At 67.0% G+C, this 12,619-nt stretch carries 16 protein-coding genes; 5 read left to right on the top strand and 11 right to left on the bottom strand.

Going from position 1 to position 12,619, the window contains the following annotated elements; translation table 11 throughout:
- The first annotated feature begins 14 nt into the window (after nucleotides 1–14).
- Both G6N36_RS00850 and G6N36_RS00845 read left to right on the top strand, forming a co-directional pair.
- Nucleotides 15–383 carry an ArsR/SmtB family transcription factor gene (locus G6N36_RS00850; RefSeq protein ID WP_163684173.1) on the top strand — a complete coding sequence of 123 codons (369 nt, stop codon included), beginning with the start codon at nucleotides 15–17 and terminating at the stop codon, nucleotides 381–383.
- Nucleotides 380–802 carry a Fur family transcriptional regulator gene (locus tag G6N36_RS00845; RefSeq protein WP_163684171.1) on the top strand — a complete coding sequence of 141 codons (423 nt, stop codon included), beginning with the start codon at nucleotides 380–382 and terminating at the stop codon, nucleotides 800–802. Before G6N36_RS00850 ends, G6N36_RS00845 begins: the two co-directional genes overlap by 4 nt.
- Here G6N36_RS00845 and G6N36_RS00840 read toward each other — a convergent pair.
- Genes G6N36_RS00840 through recO form a run of 3 tightly spaced genes read right to left on the bottom strand, consistent with a single transcriptional unit; the run spans nucleotide 794 to nucleotide 2,914 of the window.
- Entirely contained in the window at nucleotides 794–1,216 is a 423-nt protein-coding gene (locus tag G6N36_RS00840) for a hypothetical protein (protein WP_163684168.1), read from the bottom strand. The genes G6N36_RS00845 and G6N36_RS00840 overlap by 9 nt on opposite strands.
- A 23-nt stretch (nucleotides 1,217–1,239) precedes the next feature.
- Entirely contained in the window at nucleotides 1,240–2,124 is an 885-nt protein-coding gene (locus G6N36_RS00835) for a decaprenyl diphosphate synthase (protein ID WP_163684167.1), read from the bottom strand.
- Entirely contained in the window at nucleotides 2,072–2,914 is an 843-nt protein-coding gene (recO, locus tag G6N36_RS00830) for a DNA repair protein RecO (protein WP_163684164.1), read from the bottom strand. The genes G6N36_RS00835 and recO overlap by 53 nt, the downstream gene beginning before the upstream one ends.
- 63 nt (nucleotides 2,915–2,977) lie before the next feature.
- Here recO and G6N36_RS00825 point away from each other — a divergent pair, with 63 nt between their 5' ends.
- The 3 genes from G6N36_RS00825 to G6N36_RS00815 are packed head-to-tail and all read left to right on the top strand — an operon-like array spanning nucleotide 2,978 to nucleotide 5,403.
- On the top strand, nucleotides 2,978–4,468 hold the full coding sequence (locus G6N36_RS00825; protein WP_163684162.1) for an amidase: 1,491 nt from the start codon (nucleotides 2,978–2,980) through the stop codon (nucleotides 4,466–4,468).
- A gap of 11 nt (nucleotides 4,469–4,479) precedes the next feature.
- Nucleotides 4,480–5,028, top strand: coding sequence for a CAP domain-containing protein (locus G6N36_RS00820; RefSeq protein ID WP_163684160.1), 549 nt, complete (start codon nucleotides 4,480–4,482; stop codon nucleotides 5,026–5,028).
- A 33-nt stretch (nucleotides 5,029–5,061) separates the two neighbouring features.
- Nucleotides 5,062–5,403, top strand: a complete 342-nt coding sequence (locus G6N36_RS00815; RefSeq protein WP_163684158.1) for an MmpS family transport accessory protein — start codon at nucleotides 5,062–5,064, stop codon at nucleotides 5,401–5,403.
- Nucleotides 5,404–5,431: 28 nt separating this feature from the next.
- On the opposite strand, the gene era is transcribed toward G6N36_RS00815, so the two are convergent.
- The 8 genes from era to hrcA all read right to left on the bottom strand — a co-directional run bounded on the left by era (nucleotide 5,432) and on the right by hrcA (nucleotide 12,614).
- Nucleotides 5,432–6,331 carry a GTPase Era gene (era, locus tag G6N36_RS00810; protein WP_163684156.1) on the bottom strand — a complete coding sequence of 300 codons (900 nt, stop codon included), beginning with the start codon at nucleotides 6,329–6,331 and terminating at the stop codon, nucleotides 5,432–5,434.
- Nucleotides 6,328–6,645, bottom strand: a complete 318-nt coding sequence (locus G6N36_RS00805; RefSeq protein WP_163684154.1) for a cytidine deaminase-like protein — start codon at nucleotides 6,643–6,645, stop codon at nucleotides 6,328–6,330. Before G6N36_RS00805 ends, era begins: the two co-directional genes overlap by 4 nt.
- Nucleotides 6,638–7,927 (bottom strand): hemolysin family protein, encoded by a 1,290-nt coding sequence (locus tag G6N36_RS00800; protein ID WP_163684152.1) that lies wholly within the window; start codon nucleotides 7,925–7,927, stop codon nucleotides 6,638–6,640. The genes G6N36_RS00805 and G6N36_RS00800 overlap by 8 nt, the downstream gene beginning before the upstream one ends.
- A complete protein-coding gene (gene ybeY / locus G6N36_RS00795; protein WP_163684150.1) occupies nucleotides 7,924–8,460 on the bottom strand; it encodes an rRNA maturation RNase YbeY in 537 nt (178 codons plus the stop codon). Before ybeY ends, G6N36_RS00800 begins: the two co-directional genes overlap by 4 nt.
- Nucleotides 8,461–8,472: 12 nt before the next feature.
- Nucleotides 8,473–9,507: a PhoH family protein gene (locus G6N36_RS00790; protein WP_163684148.1), complete on the bottom strand. Its 1,035-nt coding sequence runs from the start codon at nucleotides 9,505–9,507 to the stop codon at nucleotides 8,473–8,475.
- Nucleotides 9,508–9,612: 105 nt separating this feature from the next.
- The gene (locus G6N36_RS00785; protein WP_163684146.1) at nucleotides 9,613–10,383 is read right to left on the bottom strand and encodes a 16S rRNA (uracil(1498)-N(3))-methyltransferase; all 771 of its coding nucleotides are present in this window, start codon (nucleotides 10,381–10,383) and stop codon (nucleotides 9,613–9,615) included.
- 5 nt (nucleotides 10,384–10,388) lie between these two features.
- Nucleotides 10,389–11,531, bottom strand: a complete 1,143-nt coding sequence (gene dnaJ / locus G6N36_RS00780) for a molecular chaperone DnaJ (protein ID WP_163684144.1) — start codon at nucleotides 11,529–11,531, stop codon at nucleotides 10,389–10,391.
- Between the two features lie 51 nt (nucleotides 11,532–11,582).
- Complete coding sequence (gene hrcA / locus G6N36_RS00775) at nucleotides 11,583–12,614, bottom strand: heat-inducible transcriptional repressor HrcA (protein ID WP_163684142.1); 1,032 nt, start codon at nucleotides 12,612–12,614, stop codon at nucleotides 11,583–11,585.
- Nucleotides 12,615–12,619 lie beyond the last annotated feature (5 nt).

Below are 12,619 nucleotides of genomic sequence, written 5' to 3'. Positions count from 1 at the left end.
TTCTGGGCGCCATAATGAAAACGGTTTCCACTTTCGCCGAAGATCCCGTCGAGAACGGTCACGATCACAGCGGCGAGCCGTTTCCCGAGCTGCCGCCCCGCGAGGTGCTCGACACGTCCGGCGACCTGTTGCGGGCGCTGGCCGCCCCGGTGCGCATCGCGATCGTCCTGCAACTGCGCGAGTCCGCGCGCTGTGTTCACGAACTCGTCGACGCGCTGGCGGTGCCCCAACCGTTGGTCAGCCAGCATCTGCGGATCCTCAAATCCGCCGGGGTGGTCGCGGGCTCGCGATCGGGACGAGAGGTGATGTACCGGCTGGTCGATCACCACCTGGCTGACATCGTCGTCGCAGCCGTGACGCACGCTGCGGAGGGCCACGGGTGACGGGGCCCGCGGCGGCCGCGACCGGTGTTCGCTCCACCCGGCAGCGCGCCGCGATCGCCGCACTACTGGACAAGCTCGACGAATTTCGATCCGCCCAGGAGTTGCACGACGAATTGCGCAGGCGCGGTGAGGGTATCGGGCTCACCACCGTCTACCGCACCCTGCAGCAGATGGCCGCCGCAGGCGTCGTCGACGCGCTGCGCACCGACACCGGCGAGGCCGTGTACCGGCGCTGCTCCGACGGCCATCACCACCATCTGGTGTGCCGGGCGTGCGGTTCGACCGTCGAGGTACAGGGCGATCAGGTCGAGACGTGGGCGACCGAAGTCGCCCGCAAGCACGGCTTCTCTGACATCAGTCACACGATCGAGATTTTCGGACTGTGCGGGGCGTGCACGAGCGCCCAGCCGTCAGGTTAGGGCGCGCCGCACGTCGGAACCGGTGGCCAGCACCATCAGGATCAGCGTGCGCAAGGCATCGTCGGTGAGACCCGCTGCGGGAAAGTTGTAGCGCAGCAACACATCCGCGACTTTCTTGGAATTGCGTTTGGCCCCGGCCGCGACCTCTTTGTGGCCGCTCTTCGCCGCAAGGGACACGGTGCCGAGAAGCGTGTGGTGGGCATGGTCGGCTACTGCCGCCCGCAGTTTCGCGTCCAATGGCAGATCCCACGCCAAGATCTGCGTAAGCGACACCAACTCGAGGCCTTCTGCGATATCGACCACCCGTATTGACGCGATCGTGCCGTCGTGGTGCAGCGTGATCGCGCCGTCATCCTCCCGATTCAGCACCAGGACTTCGCCGAGGACAGCGGCCAGTCGATCCTGCATGGACATCTAGGCCCCGCCGCTCATGTACATCATTCGGCTCGGCCGAATCTACGGTTGCGGTGCACATACTCCTCGCACGCCTCCCACAGGTCGCGGCGGTCGTAGTCGGGCCACAGCTTGTCCTGAAAGACGTACTCGGCGTAGGCCGCCTGCCACAGCAGGAAGTTGCTTGCCCGCTGCTCCCCCGACGTCCGGATGAACAGGTCGACGTCGGGGATGTCGGAGCGGTGCAGATGCTTGGCGAACGCCGCCTCGCTGATCCGGCTCGGGTTGATCTTGCCGTCCACCGCCTGCTGCGCAAGCTCGCGGGCCGCTTCGACTATCTCTGTACGGCCGCCGTAGTTCACGCAGTAGTTGATGGTGATGACGTCGTTGTCGACAGTCATCTGCTCGGCGATGTCGAACTCCTTGATGACGCTGCGCCACATGCGCGGCCGCGAACCGACCCAGCGCATCCGCACACCCATGTCGTTGAGATTCTCGCGACGCCTGCGCACCACCTCGCGGTTGAACCCCATCAGGAAGCGCACCTCTTCGCTGCTGCGCTTCCAATTCTCGGTCGAGAACGCGTATACGGTCAGGTGCTTGATGCCGATTTCGATTGCTCCGCAGGTGATGTCGATGAGCACCGCTTCGCCCATCTTGTGCCCCTCGGTGCGGTGCAGCCCGCGCTGGGTGGCCCACCGTCCGTTGCCGTCCATCACCACCGCGACGTGATTGGGTACCTGACCGGCCGGGATCTCGGGGGCAACCGCCTTGGACGTGTGCTGTGGCGGCCGTGCGAACTTGCCGTTGGTGCGGGGCGGCAGTTCGGGGAAGACGACCGGCCACGTCGACTTGTCGGGAAATGTCGGATAGTCGTCAGGCGCCGGGGGCAGCTGTGGGTACTTCTCCTTGCCCCTCTTGGTAGCCATGCGCCATATCCTGCCCGACCAGCGGAACCCGTAGTTCGGCGACTGTCTGATCAACCCGGTACATCCGTTCGACCAGCGGCAACGTCCGCAGCTGCCGTTCCAGATGCCACTGCAGGTGCGCGGCGACCAGGCCGCTGGCCTGGCTACGATGCGACGACGTCGACGTCTGCGCGTGCTCCCAGTCCCCGTCGTACAGCGCGGCCATCAGGTCCATCACCGCCTGCGGAGGTGTCGCCGAGCCCGACGGCCTGCAATGGACGCACACGCTGCCCCCGGCCCCGACGTGGAACGCTCGGTGCGGCCCCGGCGCCGCGCAGCGGGCGCATTCAGTCAGCGCAGGAGCCCAACCGGCGATTCCCATGGCGCGCAACAGGTAAGCGTCCAGTACGAGTTCCCTGGGCCTGCTGCCGTCGGCCACCGCCCGCAACGCGCCGACGGTCAGCCGGTGCAGTGCGGGCATCGGAGCCCGCTCCTCACCTGCCAGGCGCTCGGCTGTCTCGAGGACCGCGCACGCACAGGTGTAGCGGCCGTAGTCGCTGACGATGTCGGTGGCGAACGCATCGATGGCCTGGACCTGGGTGACGATGTCGAGATTCCGGCCGGGATGCAGCTGAACATCGATGTGCGCGAACGGCTCCAGCCTGGCCCCGAACTTGCTGCGGGTGCGCCGCACCCCCTTGGCCACCGCGCGCACCAACCCGTGGTCACGGGTGAGCAGGGTGACGATCCGATCGGCCTCACCGAGCTTGTGCTGACGCAGCACCACCGCTCGATCCCGGTACAGCCGCATCACAACAGTCTCCCATTGCGATCGGACATGTTCGGTGTACGCAGCGCCGGTACTTTAGAGGTGATGGTCGAGCCCACCCGTTTCCCCACGCTCACTCAGCAGCTTTTTCAGCTGGCGAGTGGTTCCGTCACGTCCGACGACCTGGTGCGCCGTTCACTGGACGCGATCACCGCCAGCCAGCCCACGCTCAACGCGTTCCGGGTGGTGCTGACCGAACAAGCGCTGGCGGACGCCGCCGAGGCGGACCGCAAACGCGCAGCGGGCCAGGATCTTTCAAAACATTCGCTCCTGGGCATACCCATCGCCGTCAAAGACGACGTCGACGTCAAGGGCGTGCCCACCCGATTCGGCGCGGCGGGCGACATCGAGCCCGCACGCGAGGACTCCGAAGTCGTACGACGCCTCAAGGCCGCGGGCGCGGTGATCGTCGGCAAGACCAACACCTGCGAGCTGGGCCAGTGGCCGTTCACCAGCGGACCGGCCTTCGGACACACTCGTAATCCGTGGTCGCGCGAGCACACACCGGGCGGATCGTCGGGCGGCAGCGCCGCCGCGGTAGCCGCGGGCCTGGTGGCCGCGGCCATCGGCTCCGACGGGGCCGGCAGCGTCCGCATCCCCGCAGCGTGGACGCATCTCGTCGGCATCAAACCCCAGCGCGGCAGGATCTCCACCTGGCCGCTGCCGGAAGCGTTCAACGGCATCACCGTCAACGGTGTGCTCGCCCGTACGGTCACCGACGCGGCGATCGTGCTCGACGCGGCGTCGGGCAACGTCCCCGGTGACCTGCACCAGCCGCCGCCCGTCCACGTGTCGGACTACGTCGGCCGAGCACCGGGACCGTTGCGAATCGCGCTGTCCACGAAGTTCCCGTACACCGTCTTCCGGGCCAAACTGCACCCCGAGATCCGTGCCGCGATGGCAGCCACCGCGGCACGGCTCGAAGAGCTCGGGCATACGATCGTCGAAGCCGACCCCGCATACAACCTGGCCATGTCGTGGAGCTTCCTGTCGCGCTCGACCGCGGGACTGCTGGACTGGGCGGACCGCCTGGGATACGGCGTCGACCTCGACAAGCGCACGAAGGCCAACATGCGGACCGGCTGGATGCTGTCGGAGCACACGCTGCGCAAGGCGCGCGCCCGCGAGGCGGCGTCGCACCGCCGGATCGAGTGGATCTTCAACCTCGTCGACGTCGTGCTGGCACCGACCACCGCCCAACCACCCCCCAACGTCCACGACTACGACACCCTCAGCGGGCTGGCCACCGATCGCGCCATGATCCGGGCCTGTCCCGTCACCTGGCCGTGGAACCTGCTGGGCTGGCCCTCGATCAACGTGCCCGCGGGGTTCACGTCCACTGGTCTGCCGATCGGGGTGCAATTGATGGGTCCGGCCAACAGTGAGCCGTTGCTGATCTCACTGGCCGCCGCGCTCGAGGCGATCAACGGCTGGGCCAACAAGCAGCCGGAGGTGTGGTGGACGCCGTCGATGGCTCCGGACCCGGACCCGACCGGTCGTTCCATTGAGGAGATCAGGCCTGGCGAAGTGGCGTAGTGTCATCGCCCATGAAAGCGTGGCACGGGGCATACGCACTCCCGGTCCTGGTGGTGGCGGCCGGCAACGTGCTCGGGACACCGACGGCGGGCGCTGACAACAAGCGGCTCAATGACAGCGTGGTCGCCAACGTCTACACCATGCAGCACCAGGCCGGGTGCACCACCGACATCAAGATCAATCCCAAGTTGCGGCTGGCCGCACAGTGGCACACCAACGACGTCCTCAACAACCGGGCGCTGAACGGCGACATCGGTTCGGACGGGTCGACTGTGGCCGACCGTGCGCGCAACGCCGGCTACGCCGGACCCGTGGCCGAGACGACGGCCATCAATCCGGCGCTGGCGATCAGCGGCATCGAGTTGATCAACCAGTGGTATCACCGGCCTGACTACAACGCGATCATGTCGGACTGCTCGAACGTCGACATCGGCGTGTGGTCAGCGAATCTGATCGACCGCACCGTCGTGGTCGCGGTCTACGGCAAGGGTGACGGCGCACCTCCCGTGCAGTCACCGAACCGGCCGTTCGGCCAGCCGGGCGCCGGCTTCCCGGGCTGAACTATCCACCCGCAGCGAATTTCGGGAGGATTCATGAGCATCAATTGCGCAAGGGTCGCCGCGCTGACATTCGCGGCGGCCGCGATATCGGCCGGCATCGGCATCGCGCCGGCATCCGCGCAATCGCGCACCGTCGTCTACGAGGTCACCGGATCAGGCACGGTGTACTCGATCGACCTCGATCCGGGCGGCCGCATCCCCGAAGACACCGCGGCGCCGTTCACCCAGACCGTGTCGATCGGTCCCGACGTGGCGCTGCTGCAAGTCGTCGTGGTCACCAAGACCGGTAGCCAGGGATGCCGTATCACCTTGGACGGCACAGTGGTCGCCGAGCAGGCGCCGGGCGATGCGGCCCACTGCATCGCGTACCTGTGACCAGCGGCGCCGGATCGCTCCCCAGCGCTCAGAACCCGAGCCGGCCGAGCTGTTTGGGGTCGCGCTGCCAGTTCTTGGCGATCTTGACCCGTAGGTCGAGATAAACCTTTGTGCCCAAGAGCTTTTCGATCTGCATACGGGCTGCGGTGCCGACCTCACGCAGCCTGGCGCCGCCCTTGCCGATCACGATGCCCTTTTGGCTGTCGCGCTCGACGTAGAGAATGGCGTGCACATCGATCAAGTCGTCCCGCCCTTCGCGTGGCTCGACCTCCTCGATGACCACAGCCAGTGAGTGCGGTAGTTCGTCGCGCACACCTTCGAGTGCGGCCTCGCGGATCAGCTCGGCCATCAACACTTCTTCGGGCTCGTCGGTGAGCTCGCCGTCGGGATAGAACGCCGGACCCGGCGGCAGCTGTGCGGCCAGCACATCGGTCAGCACGTCGAGGTTCTCGCCGGTGGTCGCCGACACGGGAACGATTTCGGTGTCCCGGCCCACCAGCTCGCTCACCGCGATCAGTTGGGCGGCAACGCGATCGCGTGCCAGCTTGTCGGTCTTGGTGACGATCGCGACCAGCGTGGTCCTTGGCGCGATCGCGCGGATCTGCTCGAGGATCCAACGGTCCCCCGGTCCGATCCGTTCGTCGGCGGGGATGCACAGCCCGATGACGTCGACCTCGGAGTAGGTGTCCTTGACCAGATCGTTGAGCCGCTGGCCCAGCAGCGTGCGCGGCCGGTGCAAGCCCGGGGTGTCGATCAGGATGATCTGAAAGTTCTCCCGGTGCACGATGCCGCGGATGGTGTGCCGGGTGGTCTGCGGCTGGTTGGCGGTGATCGCCACCTTTGTCCCGACCAGTGCGTTCGTCAGCGTCGACTTGCCGGTGTTGGGCCGCCCGACGAAACAGACGAAGCCCGAACGAAACTCGGTCACTGCGCGTTACCCGCCCGGTCGGTGACGATGACGACGGCGTCCGCCGACAATTCGCGCACCGCGGCTACGCCGGCGTCGTCGACGCTTCCACCGACCAGCACGGCGGCCTCCAATCCGGTCGCGCCGCTGGACACCGCCGCCGCGACGGCGGCCTGCAGCGCGGTCAGCTCCAGCGAGTCCAAAGAGACCGGAGCGCCGGCGTAGGTGCGCCCGTCGAGGTCGCGCACCGCCGCACCGCAGGACGCCTCGGCCCGGCCCATCGCGCCGCGCGCCAGCGTGACCAACTTGGCGTCCTCGGCATCAAGCTCACTCATCGTCGCCCTCCGGCTGCTCGTTCGGGCTGACGAGGACTGTCCCGATGTGGACACGCCCGCGATGATCCCGCCCGCCCTCGGCGAGCAGTCGCAGCCCGTCCCATGTCACTTCGGCACCCGGCAACGGGACACGACCCAGCTCGAAGGCCACCAGGCCGCCGACCGTGTCGACGTCGAGGTCCTCGCCGAACTCGATGTCGTACAGCTCGCCGAGATCCTCGATCGGCAGTCGCGCCGACACGCGGTACCGCCGCTCGCCCAGCTCCTCCACCGGTGCGACTTCATCGGTGTCGTACTCGTCGGCGATCTCACCGACGATCTCCTCGAGCACATCCTCGATCGTGACCAGTCCGGCGATCGCACCGTATTCGTCGACCAGCAGCACCATGTGAACCCGGTCGAGCTGCATCTCCCGCAGCAGCGCGTCCAGCGGCTTGGAGTCCGGTACGAACACCGCGGGCCGCATCACCTCGGACACCTTGGTGTCGCGTCCGCCGTTGTTGGAGTAATACGTCCGCTGGACAAGGTCTTTCAGGTAGACGACACCGATGATGTCGTCGACGTTCTCACCGATCACCGGGATGCGCGAGTGTCCGCTGCGCACCGCCAGCGAGGTCGCCTGACCCGCCGTCTTGTCACCCTCGATCCACACCATTTCGGTGCGCGGCACCATCACTTCGCGAGCCGGGGTGTCGCCGAGCTCGAACACCGACTGGATCATCCGTCGCTCGTCGTCGGCGACCACCCCGCGCTGCTGCGCCATGTCGACGACCTCACGCAGCTCGATCTCGGACGAGAACGGCCCGTTGCGGAAACCGCGGCCCGGTGTCAGCGCGTTGCCGAGCAGCACCAGCAGGCGGCTCACCGGGGTGAGCACAATCGAAATCGCCTGCAGCGGAAGCGCAGCCACCAGCGAGATGGAATAGGCGTTCTGCCGGCCGACGGTCCTCGGGCCGACACCGATCGCGACGAAGCTGACGACCGTCATGATCGCCGCTGCCGAGACCAGTCCCCAGCTCACCCCGAAATAGTCGTCGAGGAAGGCAGCCAACAGCACCGTCGCGCTGACCTCGCAGGCAATTCGGAGCAAGACGCAGAGGTTGATGAAGCGCGGGCGCTCGGCCATCACCCTCGCGAGCCGCACCGCACCGGGACGCTCGTCGCGCACGAGTTCCTCGACGCGCGCCATCGATACCGTGCTGATCGCCGCGTCGGTCGCGGCGAAAAGACCCGCCACGCCGACCAATACGATCGCGCCGATCAACTGACCGAGATTGTTCACTGTTCGTCGAAGAATCGGGACTTGTCCAACAGACGCCGGTCCTTCTCGGACTGGCGGTCCTGGTGGTACGCCTCGACCTGGTCGGAGACCCACTCTTCAAGCAGTTGACGCTGCAGCGCGAACATCTCCTTCTCCTCATCGGGTTCGGCATGGTCGTACCCGAGCAGGTGCAACACGCCGTGCACCGTCAACAACGCGAGTTCCTGGCCAAGCGAATGACCCGCCGCGGCAGCCTGATCGGCGGCGAACGGTGGGCACAGCACGATGTCGCCGAGCATCGACGGCCCCGGTTCGGCCGCGTCGGGCCGCCCGCCCGGCTCGAGCTCGTCCATCGGGAAGCTCATCACATCGGTGGGACCGGGCAGGTCCATCCACCGCATGTGCAGGTCCGCCATCGCCGACGTGTCGAGCAGCACCATCGACAGTTCGGCGGCGGGGTTGACTTTCATCTTGCGGATGACGAATCGGGCGATGCTGATCAGTTCCTCTTCGGAAACGTCGATGCCCGATTCGTTGGACACCTCAATGCTCATGGGCTTGTTCCGTTACCGCCGCGGCCGACTGCCAGAGGCACGTCGCTGCGCTCTGTTCATCAACTCGGGCTCCTCGGACTTCGCATACGCGTCGACGATGTCGGCCACCAGCCGGTGCCGCACCACGTCGGCGCTGGTGAGCTCGGCGAAATGGATGTCGTCGACGCCGTCGAGAATCCGCATGGCCGTCCGCAGTCCCGACGATGCGCCACCGGGCAGGTCCACCTGCGTGATATCGCCGGTGACAACGATTTTCGACCCGAACCCGAGGCGAGTCAGGAACATCTTCATCTGCTCGCTGGTGGTGTTCTGCGCCTCGTCGAGAATGATGAATGCGTCTGAGAGCGTCCTTCCCCGCATATATGCGAGCGGGGCGACCTCAATGATGCCGGCGTTCATCAACTTTGGGATCGACTCGGGATCCATCATGTCGTAGAGCGCGTCGTACAGCGGCCGCAGATAGGGGTCGATCTTCTCGCTCAGCGTGCCGGGCAGGAACCCAAGGCGCTCACCGGCTTCCACCGCGGGGCGGGTGAGGATGATCCTGTTGACCTGTTTGGACTGTAATGCGTTGACGGCCTTGGCCATTGCCAGATACGTCTTGCCGGTGCCCGCGGGGCCGACGCCGAAGACGACGGTGTGCGCGTCGATGGCGTCGACATAACGCTTCTGGTTCAACGTCTTCGGGCGGATGGTCTTGCCGCGCCGCGACAGGATGTCGAGGGTCAGTACCTCCGCGGGTGATTCATTGCCGGTGCCAGTGAGCATGGCGACGCTGTGCCGGACGGTATCGGCGGTGAGCCGCTGTCCGCTGGCGACGATCGCGACGAGCTCGGAAATCACCCGCTCGGCCAGCGCCACATCGGCCGGCTCACCGGACAAAGTCAGCGCGTTGCCGCGGACATGGATGTCGGCGGCGAGGATGCGTTCGAGTGCGCGCAGGTTGCCGTCGGCGGATCCAAGCAGGCCCACGACGAGGTCGGGCGGAACATCGATGCTGCTGCGAACGGTCGCGTCGGAGTCAGCGTTCGTTTCGCTGGGCGTCACGTGCGGTTTTCTGCCTGCTTTCCGGTTTGGCCTGCTTGTTTGCCTGGGAGTACCCAGTTTACCGCCGGGTACCGATGCAACCCAATGGTTGAGCCGCAGGCGCGCTCACGACCAGCGCCGGGTGAGCACACCGAGAGCCCCCAACGCGACCGCCGCCGCCGACGACGTGCGCAACACCGTTGGCCCGAGCCGCACGACGGTGGCACCCGCTCCGGACAGCGCGGCGATCTCCTCGTCGTCGATGCCGCCTTCAGGTCCGACGAGCAGAAGCAGCGTCTCGGCATCGGCGACGGGCACCTCGGTGATCGGCTGCGTCGCGGATTCGTGTAGGACGAGCACCGGCGTGGTCGCCATGTCGCGCACCCGCTCCACCAGCTCCTTCGTCGACACCACGCCGCTGACATCGGGGATGTACGGCCGCCGCGATTGCCGCGCCGCCGACGTGGCGACGGCCCGCCAGCGGCGCAGTCCCTTGTCCACGCGGGCCTGTCCGTCCCAGCGCGCCACACAGCGCGCCGACTGCCATGCGACGAACGAATCGGCACCTGCCTCGGTGGCCAGCTCGACGGCCAGCTCGGAGCGGTCCGACTTCGGGAGCGCCTGCACGACGGTGATGCTCGGAGTGGGTGCCGCAATGGTCCTGCGGTCGCACACGCGGGCCGTCAGGATGCCCTTGCCGACGTCTTCGATGACGCAGCGGGCCACCGCACCGGCACCGTCACTCAGGTCGATTTTCTCGCCCGGCCGGATGCGCCGGACGTTGGCCGCATGGAAGCCTTCTTCGCCGTCGACCACGGCGAGCTCACCTTCTGCGGGCAGCGCGTCGACGTAGAAGAGCGCCCCGGCGACGCGTGGAGCGATGGGGTCCCGGGTCACGTCTCTCAGCGACCGGTGAACGTTTCGCGCAGACGGCTGAAGAGTCCGCCGCCGGACGAATTCGCATGCGCGGTCCGCACTTCGGCGGTGTCGCGGCTGCGCTTCTCCTTCAGCTTGCGCAACAGCTCGATGTCGTCGTGGTCCAGTCGCGACGGCACCACGACGTCGATGTGGGCGTGCAAATCCCCGCGCACCCCGGATCGCAGGTGCGGCATCCCGTGTCCGCGCAGCGTCGTGACCTGTCCCGGTTGGGTGCCCGCCGCGATGGTGATCTCCGTCGGGCCGTCGAGGATCGCGTCGACGGTGACAGTGGTACCCAGTGCCGCGTCGACCATCGGCACCGAGATGGTGCAGTGCAGATCGTCGCCGTCGCGCACGAACACGTCGTGGGCCTTCTCGTGCACCTCGACGTAGAGGTCGCCCGCCGGCCCGCCGCCGGGCCCGACCTCGCCCTGTGCAGCCAGCCGGACGCGCATACCGTCACCGACGCCCGCGGGGATCTTGACGCTGATCTCGCGTCGTGCCCGCACTCGACCGTCGCCACCGCACCGATGACACGGGTCCGGGATGACCTCGCCGATTCCGCCGCACACCGGACAGGGCCGTGATGTCATCACCTGGCCGAGCAGCGAGCGCTGCACGGTCTGCACCTCACCGTTTCCGTGGCAGGTGTCACACGTGATGGGCTTGGAGTTGCCGTGGGTGCCCTTGCCCTGGCACAGGTCGCAGAGTACGGCGGTGTCGACGGTGACCTGCTTGGTAACCCCCGTCGCACATTCGGAAAGGTCCAGCCGCATCCGCAGCAGCGAGTCCGAACCCGGCCGAACCCGGCCGATCGGCCCGCGGGAGTTGCCTCCGCCGCCGAAGAACGCCTCGAACACGTCGCCGAGGCCCCCGAAACCGCCGAACCCGTTGCCTGCGGAGGCGGCCGATTCCAGCGGATCGCCGCCGAGGTCGACGATGCGGCGCTTCTCGGGATCGCTGAGGACCTCGTAGGCAGCGCTGATCTCCTTGAACCGCGCCTGGGCCTCCTCGTCGGGGTTGACGTCGGGATGCAGTTCTCGGGCCAGTTTTCGGTACGCGCGCTTGATCTCCGCGTCACTCGCATCTCGGCTCACGCCGAGCATCCCGTAATAATCGCGTGCCACGCTGACCTTGCCTGACCTTTCCTGCTGGTTCGTGTCTATTCGTCGCCGGTACTACCGGCTACCCAACACTTGCCCGATGTAGAGAGCAACCGCGGCGACATTGGCGATAGTTCCGGGATAGTCCATTCTGGTGGGGCCCAGCACACCCATGCCGCCGTACACCTTGCCCGAACTTCCGTATGCGGTGGTAATCACCGAAGTTCCGGCCATCGCCTCGGCCTCGGTCTCATGGCCGATCCGCACGGTGATCTTGCCGGCCTCCTGCTGCGCCGCCAGCAGTCGCAGCACCACAACCTGCTCCTCGAGCGCTTCGAGGACTGACCGCAGCGACCCGCCGAAGTCAGCGGTGTTACGGGTCAGGTTGGCCGTCCCGCCCAGCACCAGCCGCTCCTCGCTGTGCTCGACGAGCGTCTCTACCAGCATCGTGGCCGACCGCCCGACGGCGTCGGCCAGCCCGCCGTTGCCATTGAGTTGCGACGCCAGATCGGCGACCGCGATCGACGCGGCGGCCAAGGGCTTGCCTTCCAGCGCCTGGCCCAGCAGATCGCGCAGCTTGGCCACGTCCTGCTCGTCGAGGGGGTCGCCCAGTTCGACGATGCGCTGGTCGACGCGACCTGTGTCGGTGATGACGACAAGCAGCAGCCGAGCCGGTGTCAGCGCGACCACCTCGAGGTGGCGCACCGACGACGTCGACAACGTCGGATACTGCACGATCGCGACCTGGCGGGTCAGCTGAGCGAGCAGCCGCACCGCGCGGCGCAGCACGTCGTCCAGGTCGACGCCGGATTCCAGGAACCCCAGGATCGCGCTGCGTTCGGCCGACGACAGCGGCTTGACATCTTCGAGCCGGTCGACGAATTCGCGGTAGCCCTTTTCCGTCGGCACCCGACCCGAGCTCGTGTGCGGCTGGGCGATGTAACCCTCGGCCTCCAGGACCGCCATATCGTTGCGGACAGTCGCGCTGGAGACGCCGAGGTTGTGGCGCTCTACGAGTGACTTCGAGCCGATCGGCTCCTTGGTGGCTACGAAGTCGGCGACGATCGCGCGCAGCACCTCGAATCGTCGATCATCGGCGCTACCCATGCGTT

Source organism: Mycolicibacterium gadium, from assembly GCF_010728925.1.
In the GTDB taxonomy this organism is placed as follows: Bacteria; Actinomycetota; Actinomycetes; order Mycobacteriales; family Mycobacteriaceae; genus Mycobacterium; species Mycobacterium gadium.
Note: the sequence above shows the minus strand (reverse complement) of the source record. Positions and strands in the feature narration are given on the sequence as shown.